Origin of the sequence: Variovorax sp. 3319 (genome assembly GCF_031456585.1) — a bacterium.
GTDB classification, from domain to species: domain Bacteria; phylum Pseudomonadota; class Gammaproteobacteria; order Burkholderiales; family Burkholderiaceae_C; genus Variovorax; species Variovorax paradoxus_P.
Window position 1 is genome coordinate 680,629 of record NZ_JAVDUZ010000001.1, and the last position, 24,897, is coordinate 705,525.

Consider the following 24,897-nt stretch of genomic DNA (forward strand, 5'->3'; position numbering starts at 1 on the left):
CACGTGGCGCAACTTGGTCTTGCCGTGGTGCTGGCAACGGCGTGGTTCGGTGCTGCCCGCGCGCAGACTGCCGCGACCGCAACTGCGCCCGTTGCCTTGCAAGGCAACGGACCGTACTACCGGCTCACGCTGCCGCTCGGCATTTATGCCCACGCCGCATACGGCGATCTGCGCGATCTGCGGGTGCGCAATTCAGCTGGCAGCGCGGTGCCTTATGCATGGCTGCGCAGCGAAGCCGCTGAGCCCCGCCTTGCGTCGAAGGAGGTGCCGATCTTTGCGCTGCCTGCAAGTACCGCAGGCTCGGCGGACGCATCCGACGATGCCGCGCTGAGCTTCAGGGTGCGGCCCGACGGCTCCCTGGCGCTTGCCCGCAAGCCGGCGCGCAAGCAAGCCGAGGCGGCCCAATGGCTCATCGACGCGAGCCAACTAAAAGGCAGCCTGCTGCAGGCGCGCTTCGACATGGCGCCCGAGGCGCGCGGGTTGTTCGCATTCAGGCTCGAGGCCAGCGACGACCTGCGCCACTGGCGACCGATCGGGGGCGAAGAGCAACTCATCCGGCTGGCCCATGGCGGACAGACCATCGAGCGGTTGGCCGTCGAGCTGGACAACGTGCAGGCGCGTTTTCTGCGGCTGCGGTGGAGTGACCCGAATAACGGCGCACCGTTGACCGGCGTTTCGATCGACAGCGTGCAAGAGATCGAACCGGTTGCTCCGCTCGAATGGTCGGCCGCGCTCAGGCCCGAGCGCTGCGGCACCGACCATTGCGACTATGCGTTGCCGCGCGGTGTTCCGGTCGAAAGCCTGCGCATCGACCTGGCGGACGTCAACACGCTGGCCCAGGTCGGGATTTCGGGCTTGCTCGCTGCCATTCCCGCGCCTGCCGCCGAGCCGGCGCGCGTTCCGCGCAATCCGCTGTATGCGTTGCGGCACCAGCAGCGCCGGCCGCCGTCGTCCTCTACGGGCATGCCGGGTGAAGTGCCGCTGCTCGACACCGTTGTGTATCGCCTGGCGCAGTCGGGCGGCGAAGCGCGCTCGCCGGTGCTGGCGCTCGACGGCACAAGCTATTCGCACCTGCGGATTCGCACCTCGGGGCCGGTGAGCCTGCTCGGCGCAACGCCTCCGGCGATTTCAGTTGCGGCCACGCCGCGCACGCTGGTGTTCCTTGCGCAAGGTGCCGCACCGTTCTCGCTCGCATGGAGCACGGCGCCGCTAAAGAACGCGGTGCAAGGCGGTGTGCCCGGCGCGGCCTTGGCCTTGGCTACGCTGCTGCCGGGGTACGACCCGAGCAAGCCCGTCGCGGCAGACCGCGCCACCGTCACATTGCCGCCGCCGCCGGTTGCAGTGGTCGATGCCGTGGTGGCTGCGGCCGCGCAACTGCCGGTGCCCACGCAGCCGGATCCCTCTCGCAAGTGGTGGCTGTGGGGAGCGCTGGGCGTCGGCTTCCTGCTGCTGGCCGCCATGGCATGGTCGCTTTTTGCGAGCTTGCGCAAGGACCGGGCGGCAACCGGCTGACTGAAAGCTCAGGCCTGCGGGCCTGAGATCGCCTCAGTTCGGGTCGAAGCTGTCCCGAAAGGTGAACCAGGTGGAGCTCATCGACATGGCTGCGAGCACCAGCGCAGAGCCCACGATCAGTATGTTGCCCATGGCTGCGGCGGCGCCGCCTCCCCCCCCGGAGCCGACGCCGATTAGCACCGTGGCAACCAGGCCCATTCCAATGCCGGCGAGAAGGAACACGCCAAGCCAGGCCAGGCCGAACAGCGCATAGGCGCCGAAGTTGCGAAACACCGCAACCACGCTGAAGAAGATGCTCTTTACCGGCTCCACCCCGTGCCAGTGCACAAGCGCCGGTGCATGCCACATGGCCAGCGAAAGCGGCAGGTTGAGGCACATCAGGAACATGCGCGCTACCTGGAAGTCGCTGCTTGCCATGATCTCGGGCGTCAGTGCCTCGTCGAGCAGATACGCCTTCGCCAACTGCCCGCCGTCGATGAACGACGTCAGCAGTACGGCGAACACGAAGTACACCGCCGAGATCACCCCCAGCTTGACCAGCGAGCGCCATTCGGTGCGCATGGCGGCAACCACCGCCACGAACATGGCGGAGCCCGTGGGGCGCTGCGCGTGGCCGGCGGTGCCAACGCCTTCTGCGTTGTCGGTGCAGGCGACCGAGGTTGCCACCATCAGCCCGAGCGTCATGAAGGGCAGCAGCACCGGCGCCAGCACGCTGCCGAGCAACGGCAGCAGCGACACCGTCGAGATCAGCGCCATCAGCAGGAAGAACAGCGAAATGAAGGCGAGCGGTTGCCGCCAGAAGGTCTTGAGCCCGAGGCGGACCCACGTAGCGCCGGTTCGCGCCGGCACGAGATTGAGTTTCATCTTTTAAGGTCAGGCGGCCAGCGGCTCGAGCGATTGCGCCATGGCATGCGGATGGGAGGCGCGCCCGCGCAGCACGCGCTCGAAGTGCGCCGGATCGTGCGGCTTCAGCATGCTGGCTTCGCGCGGGAGATGAAAGTCCCAAAGCCGCGAGATCCAGAAGCGCAGGGCCGCGGCGCGCAGCATGGCGGGCAGCAGCGCGCGCTCGGACGCATTCAGCGGGCGCACGGTTTCGTAGGCGGACAGCAGCGAATCCGCGCGTTCGGCATCGTGTTCGCCCGTCGGCAGGTCGATGGCCCAGTCGTTCAGGCACACGGCCAGGTCGAACAGCCAGGTGTCGGCGCCCGCAAAGTAGAAGTCGAACACGCCCGTCAGGCGAGGTGCCGCGCCGGCGTCTTCGCCGGTTGCGAACATCACGTTGTCGCGGAACATGTCGGCGTGCACCGGGCCTCGCGGCAGTGCGGCGTAGGCGGACGACTCGACCACGTGGTTCTGGTAGGCGAGTTCTGCGCGCAACAGTGCTGCTTGCGATTCGTCGACGTATGGCAGCACGACCGGTACGGTTTCGTTCCACCACGCAAGGCCGCGCAGGTTGGGCTGGATGCGCGGAAAGTCGCGCGCCGCGATGTGCATGTGCGCCAGCATTTCGCCCAGTTGGGCGCAATGCGCGCTGCCCGGCGCCAGTTCGCTGCGGCCCGAGAGCCGCTGCACCAGCGCGGCAGGCTTGCCAGCCACCTTGAGCAACAGTTCGCAGGGGGCGTTTGCGGCAATGGTGAGCGCATGGCCCGAAGGCGGCGCAACGGCGGGGTCGGCCACGGGCTCAGGCACCGGCAAGCCGCGGCCGGCCAGGTGCTTCATGAGACAAAGGTAGTAGGGGAGCTGCTCGGCGTGCAGTCGCTCGAACAGCGTCAGCACGAACTCGCCGGTTTCGGTGGTTGCGAAGTAGTTGGTGTTCTCGATGCCACCCTCGATGCCGCGCAGCTCGCGCAAGGGGCCAAGGCCCAGGCGCTGCACGAGCGCGTCTGCCTCGCCGAATTCGACTTCGGTAAAAACTGCCATGGCGGTGCTCAGCGTTGTGCTGCCGATTGAAGGCGCAGCACGGTCAGAACTTCATCACGTTCCAGACGCGCGGGCCGTTGCCGTTGGAGTCGGCCGAGCCCGGGCGTGCGCTGCCTGCGTCGTTGGGCAGCACTTCGTAGCCGGGCACGTTGGCCTTGGGCTTCACATTGATGCTTTGCGTGCGGCCGCCATAGCGGACTTCATCGACGGATGCGCCGCTGTCTTCCGTGTGGATGTGCTCGACCTTCTGGTTGCGTCGGCCGTCGGGTTGCTCCTGATTTTGTAGCGGCTCGGCCGGTACAGGCGCCCGGGCGGGTGCGGACTGCGCCTGAACGGCGGCAAAAGGAGCGGCAAAGGCCAGCGCCAGCAGAATGCGGCGGGCGACCAGGAGTGTGGGGCTAGGCATGCAAGGATTGTAGGCTTGGCGCCGCTTTCGAGGTGTCGGTTTGCAGCGCGCACCGCCGTGGTTCCGGGCGCTGCGCCGGGCACGGCAAAATGGCCTGATGACCGACAAGAAAACGCTGCTGCTCGTCGATGGCTCGAGCTATCTTTACCGCGCCTTCCACGCCATGCCCGACCTGCGGGCCGTGCCGGGCGATCCGAAGAGCCCCGCCACCGGCGCCATCCGCGGAATGATCAACATGATGACCGCGCTGCGCCGCGAGGTTCGCGCCGACTACGCGGCCTGCATCTTCGACGCGCCGGGCAAGACGTTTCGCGACGACCTGTATCCCGAATACAAGGCCAACCGCTCGCCCATGCCCGACGACCTGCGCAGCCAGATCGAGCCCATCCACCAGGTGGTGAAGCTCATGGGCTGGCCCGTGCTCTGCGTGCCCGACATCGAGGCCGACGACGTGATCGGCACGCTCGCCAAGACGGCGGCGGCGCAGGGGGTCGAAGTGATCGTATCCAGCGGCGACAAGGACCTGAGCCAGCTGGTGGACGAGCACATCACCATCATCGACACGATGAACGGCAAGAAGCGCGACGTGGCGGGTGTCACGTCCGAGTTCGGCGTGCCGCCCAACCTGATGATCGACTACCAGACGCTGGTGGGAGACGCGGTCGACAACGTGCCCGGCGTCGAGAAGGTCGGCCCCAAGACAGCCGCCAAGTGGCTGCTCGAATACGGCTCGCTCGACGCGCTGATCGAACGCGCCGCAGAGGTGAAGGGACAAGCCGGCGAGAACCTCCGCAAGGCTTTGGACAAGCTGCCTTTGAGCCGCCAGCTGGTCACCATTCGCACCGATTGCGACCTCGCCGGGCACGTTACCGGCCTGCCTTCGCTCGAAGGGCTGCCCGTGGGCGCGCCGCAAACGGCCGAGCTCAAGCCCTTCTACGAGAAGTTCGGCTTCAAGAGCCTGGTCAAGTCGCTCGAGGCAATGGAAGTGCCGCCCGAGCTCATCGAAGAAAACATCAAGAAGCAGCAGGCCCGCGGCGGCGCTGCGAGTGCCGACCAGGGCGGCCTGTTCGATGAATCGTCCAATCTCGGGGCCATCGAGGCTGCATCGCCCGCGAGCAACCTGAAATACGAAACCATCACGACCTGGGAGCAGTTCGACAGCTGGCTCGCAAGGCTGGAGGCCGCCGACCTGGCCGCCATCGACACCGAAACCACGTCGCTCGACGAAATGGTCGCGCAGATCGTGGGCGTGAGCTTCAGCGTGGAGCCCGGCGAGGCGGCCTATGTTCCGCTGGCGCACAACTACGGCGATGCGCCCGCGCAGCTGCCCATCGACGAAGTGCTTGCAAAGCTCCGGCCGTGGCTCGAAAACCCGGCAAAGAAAAAGCTTGGCCAGCACATCAAGTACGACCGCCACGTGTTCGCCAACCACGGCATCGAGGTGCAGGGCTACGCGCACGACACCATGCTGCAAAGCTACGTGCTCGAAGCGCACCGCCCGCATGGGCTGGCGAGCCTGGCCGAGCGTCACCTGGGGCGCAGCGGCATTTCGTACGAAGACCTGTGCGGCAAGGGTGCGCACCAGATTCCGTTCAGCCAGGTCGAGATTGCCAAGGCTGCCGAATATTCGTGTGAAGACAGCGACCAGACCCTCGATGTTCACCTGGCGCTGTGGCCCCAGATCGAGCGCGACGAAAAGCTGCGCTTCATCTACCAGCTGGAAATGGATTCGAGCGAGGCGCTCTACCGCGTGGAGCGCAACGGCGTGCTGATCGATGCACCCACGCTCGCCGCACAAAGCCATGAGCTCGGCACGCGCATCATGGCGCTCGAGCAAGAGGCCTACGAGATTGCAGGGCAGCCTTTCAACCTGGGTTCGCCCAAGCAGATCGGCGAGATCTTCTTTACCAAGCTGGGCCTGCCCGTGGTCAAGAAAACGCCGAGCGGCGCACCCAGCACCGACGAAGAAGTGCTCGAGAAACTGGCCGAGGACTACCCGCTGCCGGCCAAGATCCTGGAGCACCGGGGTTTGTCGAAGCTCAAGGGCACGTACACCGACAAGCTCGGCCAGCTTGCCAACCCGCGCACCGGGCGCGTGCACACGCACTATGCGCAGGCAGTGGCGGTTACGGGGCGGCTCTCGAGCAACGATCCCAACCTGCAGAACATTCCGATCCGCACGCCCGAAGGCCGCCGTGTGCGCGAGGCCTTCATTGCGCCGGCCGGCAGCGTGATCGCGAGTGCCGACTACTCGCAGATCGAACTTCGCATCATGGCGCACATCAGCGGCGACGAGTCCTTGCTGCGTGCGTTCCGCGAAGGCATCGACGTGCACCGCGCCACCGCAGCGGAGGTGTTCGGCTCCACGCCGGACCAGGTGTCGAGCGAGCAGCGCCGCTATGCCAAGGTGATCAACTTCGGGCTCATCTACGGCATGAGCAGCTTCGGGCTGGCGCGCAACCTGGGCATCGAGACCAAGGCCGCGGCCTCTTACATCGAGCGTTACTTCGCGCGCTACCCGGGCGTGAAGGCATACATGGACGAGACCAAGGCGCTGGCCAAGGAAAAGGGCTACGTCGAAACCGTGTTCGGCCGGCGCCTGTACCTGCCCGAGATCAATTCGCCCAACGGCCCGCGGCGCGGCGGTGCCGAGCGCGCGGCCATCAACGCGCCCATGCAGGGCACGGCGGCCGACTTGATCAAGCTCAGCATGATCAAGGTGCAAGACGTGCTCGATGCCGAGAAGCGCGCCACCAGGATGATCATGCAGGTGCATGACGAACTGGTGTTCGAAGTGCCCGAAGCCGAGGTCGAATGGGTGCGCACCGAAATCCCGCGCCTGATGGCTGGCGTGGCCGATCTGAAGGTACCGCTGCTAGCGGAGATCGGCATCGGCCCCAACTGGGACAAGGCACACTGAGCGCCGGCTGCGCCTGAAGAAGGCGCGGCTCGCCAGTGCAAGCAGCCCCACGCCTATGCCGGCGTAGAGCATCACCTCGCCAAAGCCCTGGCGCAGGGCGGCTTGAGCGAGCGCGGAGCTTGCTGCGTCGGGCAGGGTGTCGAGCTTGCCCGCCGCAACCGCCTGCGCCATTTGCAGCAGTTCTTCGGGCCCGGCGCCCGGGCGGGCGTCACCCAGATGGCGCGCGATGCCGCTCACCAGCACGAAGCCCATCAGCGCGATGTTCAACGCGAGGGTGATCAGCCGCGCACTGAAGTCGATGCCCGAGGCCATGCCCGCGCGCGCTGCCGACACTGCGCCGGTGCTGGTGTTGGTAACAGGCGAGTTCGTGAGCCCGAGGCCGATGCCCGCAACCAGGCAGGCGGCAATCACCAACGTGTCGCTGCCGTGTGCGTTGCCCGCGGCCATGAGCAGGAAGGCCAACGCCATCAGGCCGAGACCGCCTGGAATCACCCGCTCGGCACCATGGCGCAGCGCCAGTCGTTCGGCCAGCGGCGGCACCAGCAAGGTGGGCAGGGTATAGGCCAGCAGCGCCCAGCCCGCGTGCATCAGGTCGTGGCCGAGCGCCGACTGAAAGTAGATCGGCAGGTAGATCATGAACGGCCAGAAGCTGAAGTTCATGCCCATCGAGCCCATCAGCGCGCCGTTGAATCGGTGGATGCGGAAGACCGAAAAGTCGAACATGGGATGCGCGCTGCGCCGCTCCGCCGCAATGAACAACCCCACGCTCACGAGCGCAACGGCCAGCAGAGCCAGCCCCAACGCATTTGCAAAACCCTGCACTGTGCCCAGCGTGATGAAGCAGACCAGCGCGAACACCGCAAGCGTGAGCGTGAACATGCCCGCCATGTCCAGCCGGTGTGCGTCGGGGTCGCGCGACTCTTGCACGCTTGCGCGCACCAGGCCCAGCGTGAGCAGCGTCAGCGGGGCGTGCACCAGGAAGACCCAGCGCCAATCGGCCAGCGCCACGATGGCGGCGCCCACCAGCGGACCGAAGCCCAGCCCGATGCCCGCCACCACGCCCCACACTGCAAAAGCGCGTGAGCGCGCCGCCGGCTCGCGAAACTGCTGCGAGAGGATGGCGAACTGGCAGATCATCATGGCGCCTGCACCCACGCCCTGCACAAACCTGGCAGCAATCAGCAGCGGCGCACTCGTCGCCCAGCCGCATGCCAGCGATGCGAGCCCGAACAGCCACAGGCTGGCCACCAGCACGCGGCGGCGGCCATACCGGTCGGCAAGCGTGCCTGCGGCCATCAGCACCGAGGTGCAGGCCAGGGTGTAGGCGTTCATGATCCATTGCGCATCCAGAAAGTCGGCGTGCAGCACGCGCTCGAGCACCGGCAGGATCACGGGGACGCTGGAGATTTCGAGACCGAACATGAGGGCGACCAGGCAGACGGCGGTGAGTGCGACGGCATCGCGGCGCCGGTCGGTGGTTGAACGAGTTGAAGAAGGTGTCATGCCGCCATCTTGACGGGACAGGGGTTCTTCATTGAGGACATTGCGTCGGCAGATTCGGGAATCGAAAGGCACAATCCCGTGCCATGACCGACCGTTTCGATGGCATCCAGACCTTTCTCGAGGTGGTGGAAAGCGGCAGCCTCACGCTCGCGGCCGAGCGGCTGAACCTCACGCGTTCGGCCGTGGGCAAGGCGCTTGCACGGCTGGAGGCGCGGCTCGGCGTGCGCCTGCTCCAGCGCACCACGCGCAGCCAGAGCCTGACGGAGGAGGGGCAGGCCTACTACGAGCACTGCCTGCGCGCAGAGGCCGAGCTCGAGGCGGCCGAGTCGGGGCTCGAAAGCGGCCGGCGCGAGCCGCGCGGCCGCCTGCGCGCCAGCCTGCCGCTGGCCTTCGGCCATCACCACGCGGCGCCGGCGTTGCTGGGCCTTATCGAGCGCTATCCGCAACTGCAGGTGGACATTGCCATCAGCGACCGCACGGTCGACCTGGTGCAGGAGGGCTACGACCTTGCGGTGCGCATCGGCGAGCTGCCCGACAGCGACCGGCTGGTGGCCCGCCGCCTTGGCGAGCAGACCATGCTGCTCGCAGCCGCGCCGGCTTATCTGGCGCGCTTCGGACGGCCGGCGGACGTGGCTGCGCTGGCGCAGCACCGGGGCATCGACTATTGCGGCCCGGGCCATTCGCAGCGCTGGGAACTGCGCGACCCGCAAGGCCACCCGCACACCGTGCACCTGCCCTGGCATGCGCGGCTGAACGACCTGCAGGCGGTGGCCGATGCGGCCATCGCCGGTGCCGGAGTGGCATGGCTGCCGAACTGGCTGCTGGCACGCTACGTGCAATCCGGACAACTCGAGCCCGTGCTGGCCGACCACCGGGCCGCGGCCATGCCCATCCATGTGCTGTGGCCGCGCTCGCGCCACATGCCTGCGAAGACGCGCTGCGCAGTCGATGCGCTGGTCGCCGCAATGCCGGCCTGCATGGAAGAATGCCAAGACCGCGCGGTACCTGCCGCGCGGACCAGAAAAATACAAGGAAGCCATTCATGATCCAGTTCCCCGTTCGTTCCTGGTGCCGCGCAGGCGGCGCACTTTTGATTGCCGCAGCCTGCCAGGCCGCAGTGGCCGCGCCCGACGCACGCATTGCATCGCTGGCGGCCGAGCAGAAGCAGCCGCTGCTCGATTCGCTGTCGCAGCTCGTCGGCATCGAGTCCGGCAGCCGCGACCTGGAAGGCCTCGAAAAGATCTCCGATCTCATTGCCGGCAAGCTCAAGGCGCTGGGCGGCGAGGTCGAGTTCATCGACCCCAGCGCGGAGGCTTACCGCATGGACGACACGCCTGAAAAAATAGGCCGCGTCGTGCGCGCGACCTTCAAGGGCACGGGCAAGAAAAAGATCATGCTCATTGCGCACATGGACACGGTCTACACCGTGGGCATGCTCAACAAGCAGCCGTTCCGTGTCGAAGGCGACAAGGCATACGGCCTCGGCATTGCAGACGACAAGCAGGGCGTGGCGGTCATCATCCACACGGTGGCAATGCTGCAAGCGCTCAAGTTCAAGGAATACGGCACGCTCACCGTGCTGATCAACGGCGACGAAGAAATCAGCTCGCCCGGTTCGCGCGCGCTCATTACGCGGCTTGGTGGCGAGCACGATGCGGTGCTGTCGTTCGAAGGCGCCTCGATCAAGGAAGACAAGCTCTCGCTTGCCACCGCGGGCATTGCCTCGGTCACGCTCAACGTCGCGGGCAAGGCCTCGCATGCGGGCTCTGCGCCCGAGCTTGGCGTGAACGCACTCTACGAACTCTCGCACCAGGTGCTGCAGATGCGCGACCTGTCCGATCCGGCAACGGGCCTCAAGATGAACTGGACCATTTCGAAATCGGGCAGCAACCGCAACGTGATTCCGGCCAGCGCCACGGCCAGCGCCGACGTGCGCGTGCTGAAGGTGAGCGACTACGACCGCATCGAACAGCAAGTGCAGGAGCGTGTGAAGAAACAGCTGATTCCCGAGGCCAAGGTCGAACTGAAGTTCGAGCGCCGCCGTCCGCCGCTCGAAGCCACCGAGGCCTCGCGCGCGCTTGCCGCGCACGCGCAGCGCATCTACAAGGACGAAGTGGGCAAGCCGCTGGGCGCAGACGACAAGGCCGCCGGCGGCGGTACCGATGCGGCCTTTGCCGCCCTCAAGACCAAGGCCCCGGTGGTCGAGCGCTTCGGCCTGCAGGGCTTTGGCGCGCACTCGGCCGATGCCGAATACGTGCTGGTCGATTCCATCGAGCCGCGCTTGTACCTTGCCACGCGCATGGTGATGGACCTTTCGCGCAACAAGATCGGCAACTGATCGATGCGGCTGCGCCATATCGAGGTCTTCAACGCCATCATGCTCACGGGCAGCGTGAGCGCGGCGGCGCGGCTCATCAACATCACGCAGCCGGCGGTGAGCCGCACGCTGCAGCATGCCGAGCTGCAACTGGGTTTTCCGTTGTTCCAGCGGGCCAAGGGCCGGCTCACACCGACCACCGAGGCGCTCACGCTGTACCCGCACATCGAGCGGCTGTTTGCGCAGCTGGACGAGGTGCAGCGCCTTGCGGCCAACCTGCGCGCGGGCAGCGACACCGGCGAGCTTCGCATCCTGAGCGTGCTGGCACTGAGCTACGAGGTGCTGCCGCGCGCGCTCAAGGCCTTTCGCGAAAAGCATCCGGGCTATTCGATCACGGTCGAATCGCTGCATTCGCCGCAGATCATGTCGGCGCTGCTGCTGCAAGAGGCCGACGTGGGCTTTGTCTTCAGCCCCGCGGTGCACCCCTCGCTCACGCAAGAGACGCTTGCCGATACGCGCATGGTGTGCATTGCGCCCAAGGGCATGCTCCCGCGTGCGCTGGTGCGCAACGGTTCGGTGGCGCTGCATGACCTGGTCGACCGCCCCGTGATCGGGCTCGACAGCCGCGACCCCGTGGGCACCAGCCTGAGCCAGGCCTGCCGCCAGGCGGGCGTGGGTTTTCAGCAGGCGGTGGTCACGGTGCAGACCTATCACGCAGCGCTGTCGATGGCCCACCATGGGCTGGGCGTGGCGCTGGTCGATGCCTGCACGGCACGTTCGGCCGACAGTACCAAAGTCGAGGTGCTGGCACTGGAGCCGCACATTCCGGTGCCGGTGCGCGCGCTGCGCTTTGCGGGGCGGCCCGATTCAGTGGCGGTTCGCGGCATTACCCGCTGCATGCGCGAGGCGATAGAGCAGGGCAGCTGAAGGCGCCTGCCGCCCGCCGGGTTTCAAGCCAATGCCGCCGCGGGCTCCAGTGCTTCGGCAATCCGCCGCGCGGAGCCGAAGGCCAGCGTGAAGCCCAATGCGCCGTGCCCGGTGTTGAACAGCATGTTCGACGGCGCGCTTGCGAGCCGTCCGATGATCGGCAGGCCCTTCGGCGTGGCGGGCCGCATGCCGGTCCACGGATGCAGTTCTTCCAGCCGGCTCGCATGCGGAAACACCGCGCGCGTTGCGGCTGCCAGTGTTTCGATGCGCGTGGCCGGAATGCTCGCGTCGTGCCCCACGAGTTCGGCCATGCCCGCCACCCGCAGGCGCGACCCGATGCGTGCGAACACCACCTTGCGTGCGCTGTCGGTCACGTTCACCCTGGGCGCGGCGCCGGGCGAGGGGTCGACCTCGACCGTGATGCTGTAGCCCTTGAGCGGGTACACCGGCAGGTAGGCGCCGAGCGCACGCCCGAGCTTGTGCGAGGCCGAACCCAGGGCCATCACGAAGGCGTCTGCGTCGATATCGCCTTCGCTGGATTTCACCGCTGCCACCCGCGCACCATCGCGCGCAAAGCCATGTACGTCGGTGCCGAGCAGAAAACGCACGCCGCGCGCCCGCAGCGCGCCCATGAGTTCGGCGCATACCTTGAGGCAGTCGGCCGCGCATTCGCTCGGTGTGTAGACCGCGCCCGCGATCTGGCCGCGGTAGCTTTCGAGCGCGGGCTCGATTGCCACGCATTCATGCGGCGCAACCATGCGCTGCTTGCTGCCCATCGTGCGCTGCAGCTCGAGCTGGGCCCGCGCGCTTTCGAGCGACGATGCATTGCTGTAGAGCACCAGCTTGCCGGTCGCGGAAAAATCGCAATCGGGCGACAGTTCGGCGCGCATGGTTTCGAACTCTGCCCGGCTCGATGCGGCAAGCGCCAGCAACTGCGAGGTGGTGTCGCGCGAGGTCTCGGCGTTGCAGGCGGCAAGAAATTCCAGGCCCCAGCGCCACTGCAACGGATCGAGCTGGGGCCGCAGCTTGAGCGGTGAGCTTGGCGAAAGCAGCAGCTTGGGCAGCTGCCGCCAGATCGACGCGTCGGCCAGCGGCTGCACATACGAATAACTGAGTTGGGCGCCATTGCCGCCGCTCGCGCCGGCCCCAGGCGTGGCGCGGTCGATCACCGTAACCTGATGACCCCGGCGTTCGAGCTGCCAGGCGGTCGCCAGGCCCACGATGCCGGCGCCGAGCACACACACATGCATGGAGGCAACTTTCGGAAGAAGGACATTGAGAAAGAGAGGGTGCGGTGAATGTAGGGGCACACGCGAATGCCCGGAAATGCCAAAAGCGCGGTACACCATAGCCAAAGCGCATGGCCGCGTTCCGGCCGGCCTAGTCCATAACCTTTAGGTATGACCTAGGGTTCATTTGGAATTGTCGCGCTGTGTCACTCCTTCTTACACTGGCCGCTCTGTTCAACCAACTGAAGAAGGCTCGCATGAAACTCTCCGCATTGATGGCCGCCGCTGCCGTGGTGCTGCTTTCCGCTACCGGCGTCCAGGCCGCCGACACGCTGGCCAAGATCGCCGAGTCCGGCAAGATCACGCTCGCCTACCGCGAGTCGTCGGTGCCCTTCAGCTACCTGGACGGCCCCAACAAGCCGATCGGGTTCTCGGTCGAGCTCTCCAACGCGGTGGTCGAGGCGGTGAAGAAAAAGCTCAACAAGCCGAACCTTCAGGTGCAGCTGATGCCGGTGACGTCGCAGAACCGCATTCCGCTGATTACCAACGGCACGGTCGACTTGGAGTGCGGCTCCACTACCAACAACACCGCGCGCGGCAAGGACGTGGCCTTTGCCGTCAACCATTTCTACACGGGCACGCGCCTGTTGACCAAGAAGTCTTCCAAGATCAAGGACTACGCAGACCTTGCCAAGAAGACCGTGGCCAGCACCACCGGCACCACCAATGCGCTGGTCATGCGCAAGTACAACACCGAGAAGAATCTCGACATGGACATCGTGCTCGGCAAAGACCACGCCGACGCCTTCCTGCTTGTGGAAAGCGACCGCGCGGTTGCGTTTGCCATGGACGACATCCTGCTGTTCGGCCTGATTGCCAACGCCAAGAACCCGGCCGACTACGAGGTGGTGGGCGAGGCGCTGCAGGTCGAGCCCTATGCCTGCATGCTGCCCAAGGACGACCCGGCCTTCAAGAAGCTGGTGGACGACACCTTCACCGGCCTGATGAAGAGCGGCGAGTTCGAGAAGCTCTACACCAAGTGGTTCATGTCGCCGATCCCGCCGAAGAACATGCCGCTGAATTTGCCCATGAGCCAGCAGCTCAAGGACAACATCAAGGCTCCTTCCGACAAGCCGGCGACCTGATCAACGAAACCGCGCAATGGCTTCAACCAACGTAGTCGGCATTCTGGGCGGCATGGGCCCTGCCGCGGGGGCGGACTTCGTCCGGCTCTTCGTGCAGGCGTGCGCCCAGCAGATGCAGGCACGCGGGGAGCCGGTGCGTGACCAGTCTTTTCCGGAGCACTGGCTGGCGCAGGTGCCGGTGCCAGACCGCACCCATGCGCTGGGCTCGGCGGACAACGGCGCGCACCAGCCGCTCGAGCCGATGCTGCAGGCATTGGGGCGGCTGGCCGCGCTGGGCAGCCAGGCCGTGGCCATTGCCTGCAACACCGCGCATGCCTGGCATGCCCGGCTGCAGGAACGTTTTCCCCAAGTGGAGTTGCTGCACATGGCACGCGAGGTGGCGCAGCATCTTGCCGCGCAAGGGGCGGGCAATGTGGCGCTGATGGCCACCGAAGGCACCTACCGCGTGCGCCTGTACGAGCAGGCTTTGGCCGAAGCGGGGCTCGACTGCCTTGTGCCGCTGCAGGAAGAGCGCCGCATCATCACGCGCGGCATCTTCGACGGCGTGAAGGCCGGAAACATGCGGCTTGCAGAAGAATGTTTTTCGCAGGTGGCACTGCGGCTCGCGGAACGCCACGGGCCGGTCACCATCATCATGGGCTGCACCGAGGTGCCGCTCGGGCTGCAGGGCTCGGCCGCGGTTGCGGGCCTGAACCTGGTCGATCCGGCGCAGGTGCTGGCCGCCGCATTGGCCCGCCGCGCTTATCGCGACTGAAAACTTTAGGTCACAAGCAACCCTGTTGGCATACAGCGGTCGGATACGGGCCGGGCTGAATTCGCCTACATTGCGGCGTGCGTTTTCACGCATCCCCTTTTCACGTCCTTTCAGTCCGACGATTCCACTGGAGCCCCTCCCATGTCCCTTCGCGATGACAGCCGTTCCGACTTCGATTCGCTTCGCCCCGGCGAGAGCACAGAGCAGGGCGCCACGCGCCGCACCGCACTCAAGGCCGCCATCGGCGTGGGCTATGCGGCCGCCGTGATGCCGGTCATGGCGCAGACTGCGATCAGCACTTCGGCCGAAGGCCTGAAGGCCGGGCCGATCAAGTACACCGTCAACGGCTTCGAGGTGCCCGCCTATGCGGCAGCGCCGGCTGGCAAGACGGGCCTGCCGGTCATCCTGGTGATCCAGGAGATCTTCGGCGTGCACGAATACATTGCCGACACCTGCCGCCGCTTTGCCCAACTCGGCTACCTGGCCATTGCCCCCGAACTCTATGCGCGCCAAGGCGATCCGCGCGGCTACACCGACATTCCCAAGCTGCAGGCCGACATCGTGAGCAAGGTGCCCGATGCGCAGGTCATGGCCGACCTGGACGGCGCGCTCACGTATGCCGCGGCCAACGGCGGCAATATTGCAAAAGCCGGCATCACCGGCTTCTGCTGGGGCGGCCGCATCGTTTGGCTCTATGCCGCCACGGGCAAAGTCAAGGCTGGCGTGGCCTGGTACGGCCGGCTGGTCGGCCAGCCGAGCGAACTGGCGCCCAGGCACCCCATCGACATCGCTGCAAACCTGCAAGCGCCGGTCCTAGGTTTGTACGGCGGAAAAGACCAGGGCATCCCGCTTGACACGGTTGATAAGATGAAAGCAGCGTTGGCAAATGGAACCCCGGCTGCCAAGGCTTCGAGCTTCGTCGTGTATCCCGAAGCAGGCCACGCGTTCCATGCCGACTACCGCCCCAGCTACGTGAAGAGCGCGGCCGACGACGGATGGCAGCGAGCCACGGCCTGGTTCAAAGCCAATGGCGTCGTCTGACGACGGCCTGTAGCCACTCACCGCCGAAGGCCGTCCACGTGACGGCCTTTCTCTTTGTATGAACGTTGTCGGGCATCGGTGCCCATCGAAATTGCGCAAGCAGCTATGAATTTGATAGTGATCATTGCGGCGACCCTGGTTGCCGGCATCGGAAGCGTATGGCTCGCGGCCTTGCTCCTGCGCGTGGGCGTGCGCAGCGGATCGGGCGGTGTGAATTCGCAGCACCTGCTCAGCCTGGCGGCCGGTGCGCTGCTTGCCACCGCCTTCATGCATCTGCTGCCCGAAGCCTTCGAAAGCCGCATCGAACCCGCGCTGCTCTTTGGCGTGCTGCTGTTCGGCCTGGTGTTCTTCTTTCTGCTCGACAAGGCCGAGCTCTGGCATCACGGGCACGAGCATCACCACGGCAGCCCGGCGCCGGGGGCCGCAGGGCAGAACACGGGCCACACCGGGCACGACCACCCGCACGATCATGCCCATGACCACGCCCACCACCATGACCATGGAGAGCACGGCCATTCGCACAGCCATGCGCCCCGCGGGCGCGGCGGCTGGGCTGTGCTCACCGGCGACAGCGTGCACTGCTTCGGCGACGGCATCCTGATTGCATCGGCCTTCATTGCGGACATGCGCCTTGGCCTGGTGGCCGCCATTGCGGTGCTCGCGCACGAAGTTCCGCATCACATCGGCGACCTGGTGGTGCTGCGCCAGAGCTCGGCCAACCAGCGTGCGGCATTGATCAAGGTGTCGCTCGCCGGCACCATGACCATGCTCGGCGGCATCGTCGGATGGTGGCTCGTCGACCAGTTGCACGGATGGTTGCCATACTTCCTGGTGCTGGCGAGCAGCAGCTTTGTCTACGTAGCACTGGCCGACCTGATTCCACAACTGCAGAAGCGTTTGCCCGCACGGCAGACCGCGGCGCAGATCGTCTGGCTTGTGGTGGGCATTGCGCTCGTCACGCTTGTGAGCCGGCTTGCGCACGGAGAGCACGATCACGGCCACTCGGATCACGGCCACTCGGAACATGGGCACGCCGATCACGGCCATGCGCACGAAGGCGAGGGGGCCCCGGCGTACAAGGACTGAGTTGCGCTGGGCGGGGCGATGGATACGTTCCGAAACCGACGCTGTTCCGGGGAATTGACGCACGGCACCCGAAAGAGGTGCAACATCGGGGGTCTGACGAATGTTTTCGCCTATCTCATCGCCGAGGAACCGATCATGAACAACGTCGACGCCAAGAAGCGCCCCGCACCGCCATCGCCCGAAGATGACGACGACGATTCGCCCGTCGACGACTTCGAAGAATCGGAATCCGAAGCCGATGACGACCTGTCGGAGACCGGCATCGACCTGACCGATGCCAGCGAACTCGATGCCGACAACGTGCCCGCTGACGAAGAGTTTGCCCGGGTGATGAACGCGCCCGACTGAGCCGCTTTCAACGAGCCCCTTCCGGCTGCTATCCGGCTATCCAGCTATTTCAGTTGCGGCACGCAAGCGCTGCGGCCCGAGCATTTCGGCCGTGAGCCCGAAGCTCGCAATGCGCTGCGGCACGGGCAGGCCGCGCGCGAGTGCCGCACAAGCCTCGCCCATGGCCGCCGAGGTCTGGATGCCGTAACCCCCCTGTGCCGCAAGCCAGAAGAAGCCGGGCGCTTCGGGATCGAAGCCGCCCACCAGGTCGCCATCGGCCACGAAGGAGCGCAGGCCCGCCCAGGTGCGGGTGGGGCGGCGAATGGTGAGCGTGGTGGCTTCCTCTATGCGGTGGATGGCAAAGGCGACGTCCAGCTCTTCGGGCTGCACGTCTTGCGGTTCGACCGGATCTGCGTTTGCCGGCGAGCCGAGCAGCATGCCGGCGTCGGGCTTGATGTACCAGCCTTCGTCGGCACTGAACACCATGGGCCAGTGCGCGACGTTGCTGCCCTCCGGCGGCGCGAAGATGAAGGCCGAGCGCCGGCGCGGCTCGATGCCGATGGGCCGCACGCCCGCCAGTTGTGCAATGGTGTCGACCCACGCACCCGCGGCATTGATGACCACTGGCGCCTCGTAGGCCGCGCCGCCTGCGGTCACGCGCCAGCGGTCGCCCACGCGCTCGAGCGCAGTTACGCCGGCGTCGCACACCAGCTTGCCGCCGGCCTGGCGCATGCCGCGCAGGTAGCCCTGGTGAATGGCGTGCACGTCCATGTCTGAAGCATCGGGCTCATAGACGCCGCCCACCACTTGTTCGGGCCGCAGCGCTGGCACCATCTCGATTGCTTCTTCGCCGCTGAGCCGCTTTGCGCCTCTGTTCATGGCGCGCAGCACCTCCCAGTGGGCTTCGAGTTCGGCCAGGTGGTCTGCGTCGGCCACCATCAACGCGCCGCGCGGCGTGAGCAGCGGGTGCTCGGCAAAGCCTTCGGGCGGATGTTCGAGAAACGCGCGGCTTGCCATGGTGAGCGCGCGCACCTGGGCAGTGCCATAGCTTTCCATGAATAGCGCGGCCGAGCGGCCGGTGGAGTGGTAGCCGGGCTGGGCCTCCCGTTCGAGCAGGATCACGCGGGCGTGGGGCGCAAGCCAGTAGGCCGCCGAGGCGCCGGCAATGCCGCCACCGATCACGAGGTAGTCGGCCGCAATGGGCGCTGGTGTGTTGGAAGTCATCGGCGAAAGTGTAGGTAGAAATTTGCGTATACGCAAATTAATTGGAGTTCACCAGAAGAGGGATGGCGCACCACATCGGTGAAATTTGCGTCGATGCAATTTGCGAATACGCAATTTCGCAAGGCGGAGGCGAAAGCCGGAACGGAGAATCGAGTGCCGGACTGGCAGAATTGCGCTGCACTACAAGAGAGAGCCAAGCGTGAATCCACACACGGGCAACAAGCCGCGAGCCAGGCCGGGAGCAAAGCCGAAGGACGAGCAGCCGGCGCTGGACCGCACCACTTTCGGCAACCGCCTGCGCACCGCGCGCAAGCGTTTCGGCTGGACGCTGGCACAGCTGGCCGAGCGCTCGGGCGTGTCGATCACCACCATCTCGCGCGCAGAGCGCGGACAACTCGCGCTCGGGTACGAAAACTTCACCGCACTCGGCCGTGCGCTCGAGATGGACATGAACGCGATGTTCGCCGGGGCGGGCGTCAAGCCCGCGCAGCTCGACGGGCCGGTCGTTACCCGTGCGGGCAAGGGCGTGGTGTATCGCGGCCTTTCAATCGCCTACGAGTTTCTGGGCACCACGGCCGCCGGCAAGCAGATGAGCCCGATCGTCGGCACCGTGCATGCCCGCCGCATCCATGGCCCCGAAGATTTCGTGCGGCATGCGGGAGAAGAGTTTGCCTACGTGCTTTCGGGCGAGATCGAAGTGCACTTCGACAACGGCAAGGTCGTGCGCCTTGCACGCGGCGACTCGCTGTACTTCGACAGCCGCATCGGCCATGCCTATGTGAGCGTGAGCCGCCAGCTTGCAAAGATCGTGGGCATGACCACGGCGGAAAGCGGTCACATGAAGTCGGCGCGCGAGGCGCCGGGGCCGAAGCCGGCACGCAAGGCCGCGGCAAGGAAGCCCCGCAGCAGCAGGAAGGATTGAGAACACCTCTTGCGGGGCGGGTATTCATCGGGTTTGCGGAGACCGTGCGGCGTGGCGCTTCACGACCATTGCGGGCAGGCCGGCACTGTCGCCAATTTGCAGCGCGCCGGGCGTCGGCTCGCTATGCTGGCGCTCGCCATCCACTCCAACAAAGAGAACCTTCATGACAGTTCGCTCTTCGTCTTTCTTCACCCTGCGCTCCATTGCTCTGGCTTGTGGCCTTGCGCTCGGCGCCGCCGCCGCCGTGCATGCCGCGCCCGATGCAAAGCTGCTTGCCGCCGCCGAAAAGGCTCAGCCCGCGGTGATCGAAAACCTCAAGGAAATGGTGCAGATCGAATCGGGCAGCCTCAACGTCGATGGCCTGCTCAAGATGGCCGACGTGGTGGAAGGGCGCCTGAAGGCGGCCGGCTTCAAGACCGAGCGGCGCAAGGCTGCCGCCGGGGCTGGCGCCGACCTGGTCATCGGCACCATCAAGGGAACGGGCAAGCGCAAGATCATGCTGCAGGGCCACATGGACACTGTGTACGCCGCCGGCATCCTGAACAGCCAGCCCTACAAGGTGGACGGCAACCGGATCTACGGCCCCGGCATTGCGGACGACAAGGGCGGGCTCGCGGTCATGCTGGCGTCGCTGAAGATCCTGGCCGATGCGGGCTGGCGCGACTACGACACGCTCACGGTGCTCATGAACCCGGACGAGGAAGTGGGTTCGGTCGGCTCCGGTGAAATCATTGCGGCCATGGCCGATCAGCACGACACGGTTCTGTCTTTCGAGCCCACCGCGGCCAAGTCGGTGGCCAAGGGCGAATCGCTGCTGCTGGGCGCCGCCGGCATTGCTCAGGCCACGCTCGAAGTGAAGGGCCGCGCATCGCACGCGGGTGCCGCACCCGAGCTGGGACGCAACGCGCTGTATGAGCTGTCGTACCAGCTGTTGCAGACACGAGACGTGGCAAAGGACATTCCCGGCGTGGCGCTCAACTGGACCGTGGCGCGTGCCACTGGCCCGATCAACCAGATCACCGAAAAAGCGCAGGCGCTCGGCGACATCCGCATCACACAGCCCGGCGCCGAGAAGAAGCTGGAGGCCGCCCTGCAGGCGAAGCTCGCGAGCGGCAAGCTCGTGCCCGACACCGAGACCACGCTCAAGGTTGAAGTGGGTCGCCCGGCTTTCGTGGCGGGCGAGAAGGGCCGTGCGCTGGCCGAGAAGGCCCAGGCCATCTACAAGGAGATCGACCGCGAACTCGCTCTCACGCCAATGACCGGCGGCGGCACCGACGCGGGCTATGCGGGCCGCTCCGGCAAGGCCACCGTGGTCGAGAGCTTCGGCCTGGCGGGCTTCGGCTATCACGCGCGCGACGAATACATCGAGGTCGACTCGATCGTGCCGCGCCTTTATCTCGTTACCCGGCTGCTGACCGAAATCGGCAAGCAGTAGCAGCCTGCGCTGGTCTCTTTTACTTTGCGCCGCCCGCGTACTTGGTAACGCTGGTGGCGTTCACGTGATAGCCGCTCACGCCCATCATCGAGTCGTTGCGCATGGTCTGCAGCTTGCCGGTAACCCACACCGTGTCCATGGCGCGGAACTTGGCACCCTTCGACGACACCACGTGCAGGATCTGGTTGGCCGGTGGCGGCGGCGTGTGGATGCAGGCGCCGAAGTAGGGCACGAGCAAGAACTCGGTTACTTCGCCCTTGGCTTCTTCGAGTGGCACGATGAAGCCCGGGATCTTGATTTCGGCGCCGTTCATCGCAGGGTTGGTCGGTGCGTTGTTCGAGACCTCCTGCATCTTCATGAGCAGCTCGTTGGCACGCGGATCACCGTCGTTGAGCGAGCTCAGGTCCATGCCCTTGAACTCCTTGGCCGGGTCCCAGTCTTTCGGCACCAGTTCTTCCCAGGTGATCTGCCGCGGCTGGCCCGGCGTGCCCTTGGCTACGGCCGCGGGTGCAGCCGGTGCTGCCTTGCCGCCGAGCGGATTCGATGCGGTCGTGTCCTTGGGTGCAGGTTCGGCGGCCCATGCGGCTGCCGCAAGGCCGGCACCGGCGAGCAGCATCGAAAGCCGGGTGAAAGCTCGGAACGTGGAGGTCTTCTTTGCGATGCGCATGGTTTCAAATCCTGGGTGAGAGGCCGTCGGCCAACGACAGCCGGTAAGCACGGATGCCGGGCAGCAGGCTTGCGAGCCAGCCGGCAACCAGCAGGCTCGCCATCAGCAGCCATTCGTTCAGTGTAGGTTCTGAAAGGCTCAGTGTCAGCCCGAACTGCGACTGCAGCCATGGCGCGAGCAGGGCAATGCCAAGCACCGCCATGACTACGCCAAAGGCAACGCCCAGCACAGTGACCATGGCGCCCTCGAGTGCGAGCAATGCCAGCACATGGCGCAGGCCGGCTCCCACGGCGCGGAGCACGGCGAGTTCGCGGCGGCGCTCGTTCAGGCCCGCCATCACGACCGAGACAAGCCCCGCAAGGCTCACCAGCGCAACCAGTGCCGACATGAGCAGCAGTGCGTTCTCGCCGACGCCGATCACGCTCCACAATTCGTCGAGCGCCACGCCGGGCAGGATGGCCATCAGCGGCTCGCCGGCATAGGTGGAAATCCAGCGCTGCACGCCGAATACGGCAGAGCGGTTCTTCAGGCCGACAAGGGCGGCCGTCACGTTCTTTGGTGTGAGGTCGAACTTGCGCACCTGCTCGGCCGGAATCTTGACGCCGGGCATGGGGGCACCGCCCACCCATTCAAGATGAATGGCTTCCATCGCCTCGAGCCCGATGTGCACTGTGCGGTCGACCGGCGTGCCGGTGCGCGCGAGCACGCCGACCACGGTAAAGGGCTTGTCGGCGTGCTCGGACGCATTGAGTTCGCCGCTGCCGTGGGCAAGGGTGATCTTCTGGCCGACGTGGTAGCCGAGCTTGTCGGCCACTTCGGCGCCTACCACCGCGTCGAACAGTGCGCTGAAGGGCTTGCCTTCGCGCACCTGCAGCGACTGGCGGTTGCCGTACCGAAACCGGGTGAAGTATTCGGGCGAGGTGGCCAGCACCGCGAAGCCCCGGTGCGAATCGCCCAGCGAAAGCGGCACCACCCAATCGACGCCCTGGTGCGAGGCCAGGGCCTGCACGCTCTTCCACGAGATGTTGTTGGTGGCCGCGCCGATGCGGAACACCGAATACAGCAGCAGCTGGGTGGAGCCCGTGCGCGCACCCACGATCAGGTCGGTGCCGGAAACGGACGACGCGAAATTCTCGCGCAGTTCGGTGCGAATGCGCTCCACGCCCAGCAGCAGAAAGGTCGACAGAGCAATAGAGAACACAGTGAGCGCGAGCGTGAAACGGCGGTTCCATGCACTGCGCCAGGCAATGGAAAAAAGGGCGCTCATGGGTGGGCCTTCATGCGTCCGCCGCCATTGCCGCGGTTGCTGCGCGATTGATGTCGGGCAGCAGCACGTGGCGGGCAAAGCGCTGCGCAATGCGCTGGTCGTGGCTCACGAACACCAGGGCGCTCTGGTTGGTTGCGCAGGCCGTCAGCAACACGTCCAGAAAGGACTCGCGCCGGTCCTCGTCGAGCGCGGAAGTGGGCTCGTCGGCAATCACCACCTCGGGCTGGCCGATGAGTGCACGCGCCGCCGCCACCCGCTGCTGCTGGCCGACCGAAAGCTGCATGGCCTGGCGCTTCCACAGGTTGCGGTCGAGGCCCATCTGGTCGAGCAGGTGTTCGGCCTGCTCACGCGACCCGTGGGAACCGCCGCTGCGCGCCGCCTGCGCTTCGCGGCGCTGCGAGAAGCGGCACGGCAGCAGCACGTTGTCGAGCACGCTCAGATACGGCAGCAGGTTGAATTGCTGAAAGATGTAGCCCACGTGCGCAACGCGGCAGCGGTCGCGCGCGGCGCCCGAGAGCTGCGACCAGTCGTGCCCGAGCAGCGTCACGCGGCCTTCATCGGCCACCAGCACGCCCGCCAGCAGAGACAGCAACGTGCTCTTGCCGCAGCCGCTCGGGCCGTGCAGGAACACCAGCTCTCCGGCAGTGATGCGAAAAGCCTCTATGTCGATGCAGGGCCTCTTCATGCCCGGCCACGCAAACCGCAGCGCTTCGGCAGCCAGCACCACGCGCAGCGGCGCCGATTCGGCCTGGGGCTCGGTGCTCACAGGCTTACTTGCCCCAGCCGAGGCGCACGGGCTGGCTCGCCTGCGTGCCGGCCGGACGCTTGAGCTGGCGCTTGAACTGTCCTTGCGCCGAAGCAATCTGCGAATCGATCTGGCGCGTGCCCTTGAAGGCGTTGAACAGGTTCACATCAATGAACTTTGCCGCGGCCGCATTGGTGCAGTTGAAAGAAAAGGTGGCGTCCAGGTCTGCATGGCCGGGCGGCTCGTTCGGGTCGGGGTTGCCGAGGCCCAATGCGCCGGAGCGCAGGTCGACCGGGCCAAGCTTGCAATTGGCGGCGGGGTCGATGGCAAAGAGCTTGTCGGCCGCGCGCAGCTGGGCAATGGCTTCTTCGACGGCTTTCTTCTCGGCATCGGTCTTGGGTGCGCGCTCGAAGCCCACGATGTTGTCGAGCGGCGACTCCATGTCGATCACCACCGTGGGGCCGTCAATGGCCACGTCGAGCTTGATCTGGCCGTGCACATGCGCGTGCTGCTGCTGGGCCTGCGCATAAAGAAAGGGCGCTGCGAACAGCGCCGCTGCTGCGAATGCGAGTCCGGATGAAATGCGTCGTCGAAGTCGGCTGTGCTTCATGGTTCTGCGCCTTGCCGGGTCGGCAGCCCCGGCGTGTTGCTCCACTCGCTCCAGCTGCCGGCGTAGAGCGCGGTCGTCCCAAGCCCCGCGATCTGCATCGCAAGCAGGTTGGGCACGGCGCTCACGCCGCTGCCGCATTGGTGGACAACCGTAGCCGGATCGCGGCCCGCCAGCAGTGCGTCGAACTCGGCACGCAATTGCGATGCCGGCTTGAACTTGCCGTCGGGACCGAGGTTTTCGGCGAAGGGCCGGTTCAGGGCCCCGGGGATGTGACCCGCAATGGGGTCCAGAGGTTCCACCTCACCGCGATAACGCGCAGCAGCCCGCGCGTCGATCAGCTGCTGGTCAGCTTGGCCGAGCCGGCGCACCACCGTGCTGGTGGTCACAAGCTTTGCAAGCGGCTCGCCCGGTACGAAGTTCGACTGGAAGTGCGCCGGTTCTTCGCGGCTCGTGACTTCGCCGCCCGCGGCCTGCCAGGCTTGCAATCCGCCGTCGAGCACTGCCACTGCGTCGTGGCCCATCCACTTGAGCATCCACCACAGGCGGCCGCAGTAGTTGGCCCCGTTGCGGTCGTACACCACGGCCTGCATCTCGTTGGAAAAACCGACGCTCGACAGCCAGGCTGCAAACTTTTCGCGGCTCGGCAGCGGATGGCGGCCGCCCGAGGCAGGTACGCCGTCTTCCTGGGCCACCACCACGTCTCCGTGCGCGCCGGGCATGCCGTGCTTTGCGCTGAGGTCGGTGTCGAGGTTGGCATACACGGCGCCCGGAATATGGGCCGCGGCGTACTGCTGCGCGCCTGCCTCGGGCTTCATGAGGTCGAAGCTGCAGTCGAAAACCATGAGGGGCAGGTCGCCAGCTTGCAGCTGCTGGAGTTGTTCGACGCTGACGAGGGTTGTGTACATGGCGGGCTCCTTCGTTGTCGATGGGGTTCGATGCG

Annotated in this window: 24 protein-coding genes; 12 read left to right on the plus strand and 12 right to left on the minus strand. The window is 66.1% G+C overall.

Going from position 1 to position 24,897, the window contains the following annotated elements:
* Positions 1-3 precede the first annotated feature (3 nt).
* The gene (locus tag J2X67_RS03445; protein ID WP_309950546.1) at positions 4-1,512 is read left to right on the plus strand and encodes a DUF3999 domain-containing protein; all 1,509 of its coding nucleotides are present in this window, start codon (positions 4-6) and stop codon (positions 1,510-1,512) included.
* A gap of 33 nt (positions 1,513-1,545) precedes the next feature.
* Here J2X67_RS03445 and J2X67_RS03450 read toward each other — a convergent pair whose 3' ends face one another.
* The 3 genes from J2X67_RS03450 to J2X67_RS03460 are packed head-to-tail and all read right to left on the minus strand — an operon-like array spanning position 1,546 to position 3,838.
* Positions 1,546-2,376, minus strand: a complete 831-nt coding sequence (locus J2X67_RS03450) for a BPSS1780 family membrane protein (RefSeq protein ID WP_309950549.1) — start codon at positions 2,374-2,376, stop codon at positions 1,546-1,548.
* A 9-nt stretch (positions 2,377-2,385) separates the two neighbouring features.
* The gene (locus J2X67_RS03455) at positions 2,386-3,432 is read right to left on the minus strand and encodes a homoserine kinase (protein WP_309950551.1); all 1,047 of its coding nucleotides are present in this window, start codon (positions 3,430-3,432) and stop codon (positions 2,386-2,388) included.
* A 43-nt stretch (positions 3,433-3,475) separates the two neighbouring features.
* A complete protein-coding gene (locus tag J2X67_RS03460; protein ID WP_309950554.1) occupies positions 3,476-3,838 on the minus strand; it encodes a hypothetical protein in 363 nt (120 codons plus the stop codon).
* A gap of 97 nt (positions 3,839-3,935) precedes the next feature.
* On the opposite strand from J2X67_RS03460, the gene polA reads away from it, so the two are divergent.
* A complete protein-coding gene (gene polA / locus J2X67_RS03465) occupies positions 3,936-6,758 on the plus strand; it encodes a DNA polymerase I (RefSeq protein ID WP_309950557.1) in 2,823 nt (940 codons plus the stop codon).
* Here the strand turns inward: polA and J2X67_RS03470 are convergent.
* Complete coding sequence (locus J2X67_RS03470) at positions 6,714-8,261, minus strand: MFS transporter (protein ID WP_309950558.1); 1,548 nt, start codon at positions 8,259-8,261, stop codon at positions 6,714-6,716. The genes polA and J2X67_RS03470 overlap by 45 nt on opposite strands.
* A gap of 83 nt (positions 8,262-8,344) precedes the next feature.
* Here J2X67_RS03470 and J2X67_RS03475 point away from each other — a divergent pair, with 83 nt between their 5' ends.
* From J2X67_RS03475 to J2X67_RS03485, 3 genes are read left to right on the plus strand one after another with little or no spacing between them, the layout of a single operon-like run.
* Positions 8,345-9,307 carry a LysR family transcriptional regulator gene (locus J2X67_RS03475; protein ID WP_309950560.1) on the plus strand — a complete coding sequence of 321 codons (963 nt, stop codon included), beginning with the start codon at positions 8,345-8,347 and terminating at the stop codon, positions 9,305-9,307.
* A complete protein-coding gene (locus J2X67_RS03480) occupies positions 9,304-10,599 on the plus strand; it encodes a M20/M25/M40 family metallo-hydrolase (RefSeq protein ID WP_309950563.1) in 1,296 nt (431 codons plus the stop codon). The genes J2X67_RS03475 and J2X67_RS03480 overlap by 4 nt, the downstream gene beginning before the upstream one ends.
* A 3-nt stretch (positions 10,600-10,602) precedes the next feature.
* Positions 10,603-11,505 (plus strand): LysR substrate-binding domain-containing protein, encoded by a 903-nt coding sequence (locus tag J2X67_RS03485; RefSeq protein WP_309950565.1) that lies wholly within the window; start codon positions 10,603-10,605, stop codon positions 11,503-11,505.
* 23 nt (positions 11,506-11,528) lie between these two features.
* On the opposite strand, the gene J2X67_RS03490 is transcribed toward J2X67_RS03485, so the two are convergent.
* Positions 11,529-12,755 (minus strand): D-amino acid dehydrogenase, encoded by a 1,227-nt coding sequence (locus J2X67_RS03490; protein ID WP_309950567.1) that lies wholly within the window; start codon positions 12,753-12,755, stop codon positions 11,529-11,531.
* A gap of 236 nt (positions 12,756-12,991) precedes the next feature.
* On the opposite strand from J2X67_RS03490, the gene J2X67_RS03495 reads away from it, so the two are divergent.
* The 5 genes from J2X67_RS03495 to J2X67_RS03515 all read left to right on the plus strand — a co-directional run bounded on the left by J2X67_RS03495 (position 12,992) and on the right by J2X67_RS03515 (position 17,108).
* Complete coding sequence (locus J2X67_RS03495; RefSeq protein WP_309950570.1) at positions 12,992-13,879, plus strand: transporter substrate-binding domain-containing protein; 888 nt, start codon at positions 12,992-12,994, stop codon at positions 13,877-13,879.
* Positions 13,880-13,895: 16 nt separating this feature from the next.
* A complete protein-coding gene (locus tag J2X67_RS03500) occupies positions 13,896-14,633 on the plus strand; it encodes an amino acid racemase (protein WP_309950571.1) in 738 nt (245 codons plus the stop codon).
* Positions 14,634-14,774: 141 nt separating this feature from the next.
* Positions 14,775-15,674, plus strand: a complete 900-nt coding sequence (locus J2X67_RS03505) for a dienelactone hydrolase family protein (protein WP_309950572.1) — start codon at positions 14,775-14,777, stop codon at positions 15,672-15,674.
* Positions 15,675-15,779: 105 nt separating this feature from the next.
* Complete coding sequence (locus J2X67_RS03510; protein ID WP_309950573.1) at positions 15,780-16,760, plus strand: ZIP family metal transporter; 981 nt, start codon at positions 15,780-15,782, stop codon at positions 16,758-16,760.
* Between the two features lie 135 nt (positions 16,761-16,895).
* Positions 16,896-17,108: a hypothetical protein gene (locus J2X67_RS03515; RefSeq protein WP_309950574.1), complete on the plus strand. Its 213-nt coding sequence runs from the start codon at positions 16,896-16,898 to the stop codon at positions 17,106-17,108.
* A gap of 36 nt (positions 17,109-17,144) precedes the next feature.
* Here the strand turns inward: J2X67_RS03515 and J2X67_RS03520 are convergent, their stop codons facing one another.
* Entirely contained in the window at positions 17,145-18,311 is a 1,167-nt protein-coding gene (locus J2X67_RS03520; protein WP_309950575.1) for an FAD-binding oxidoreductase, read from the minus strand.
* Positions 18,312-18,510: 199 nt separating this feature from the next.
* On the opposite strand from J2X67_RS03520, the gene J2X67_RS03525 reads away from it, so the two are divergent.
* Positions 18,511-19,233 (plus strand): XRE family transcriptional regulator, encoded by a 723-nt coding sequence (locus tag J2X67_RS03525; RefSeq protein ID WP_309950577.1) that lies wholly within the window; start codon positions 18,511-18,513, stop codon positions 19,231-19,233.
* 24 nt (positions 19,234-19,257) lie between these two features.
* Here the strand turns inward: J2X67_RS03525 and J2X67_RS03530 are convergent, their stop codons facing one another.
* Positions 19,258-19,398, minus strand: a complete 141-nt coding sequence (locus J2X67_RS03530; RefSeq protein WP_309950578.1) for a hypothetical protein — start codon at positions 19,396-19,398, stop codon at positions 19,258-19,260.
* Between J2X67_RS03530 and J2X67_RS03535 the strand changes: the two genes are divergently transcribed.
* Positions 19,397-20,668 (plus strand): glutamate carboxypeptidase, encoded by a 1,272-nt coding sequence (locus tag J2X67_RS03535; RefSeq protein WP_309950579.1) that lies wholly within the window; start codon positions 19,397-19,399, stop codon positions 20,666-20,668. The genes J2X67_RS03530 and J2X67_RS03535 overlap by 2 nt on opposite strands.
* Positions 20,669-20,687: 19 nt before the next feature.
* On the opposite strand, the gene J2X67_RS03540 is transcribed toward J2X67_RS03535, so the two are convergent.
* The 5 genes from J2X67_RS03540 to J2X67_RS03560 are packed head-to-tail and all read right to left on the minus strand — an operon-like array spanning position 20,688 to position 24,862.
* Positions 20,688-21,335, minus strand: a complete 648-nt coding sequence (locus J2X67_RS03540) for a DUF3299 domain-containing protein (protein WP_309950580.1) — start codon at positions 21,333-21,335, stop codon at positions 20,688-20,690.
* 4 nt (positions 21,336-21,339) lie between these two features.
* A complete protein-coding gene (locus J2X67_RS03545) occupies positions 21,340-22,602 on the minus strand; it encodes an FtsX-like permease family protein (protein WP_309950581.1) in 1,263 nt (420 codons plus the stop codon).
* A 10-nt stretch (positions 22,603-22,612) separates the two neighbouring features.
* Positions 22,613-23,368 carry an ABC transporter ATP-binding protein gene (locus J2X67_RS03550; RefSeq protein ID WP_309950582.1) on the minus strand — a complete coding sequence of 252 codons (756 nt, stop codon included), beginning with the start codon at positions 23,366-23,368 and terminating at the stop codon, positions 22,613-22,615.
* Positions 23,369-23,372: 4 nt separating this feature from the next.
* Positions 23,373-23,957: a DUF2796 domain-containing protein gene (locus tag J2X67_RS03555; protein ID WP_309950583.1), complete on the minus strand. Its 585-nt coding sequence runs from the start codon at positions 23,955-23,957 to the stop codon at positions 23,373-23,375.
* Entirely contained in the window at positions 23,954-24,862 is a 909-nt protein-coding gene (locus J2X67_RS03560) for a sulfurtransferase (RefSeq protein ID WP_309950584.1), read from the minus strand. Before J2X67_RS03560 ends, J2X67_RS03555 begins: the two co-directional genes overlap by 4 nt.
* Positions 24,863-24,897 lie beyond the last annotated feature (35 nt).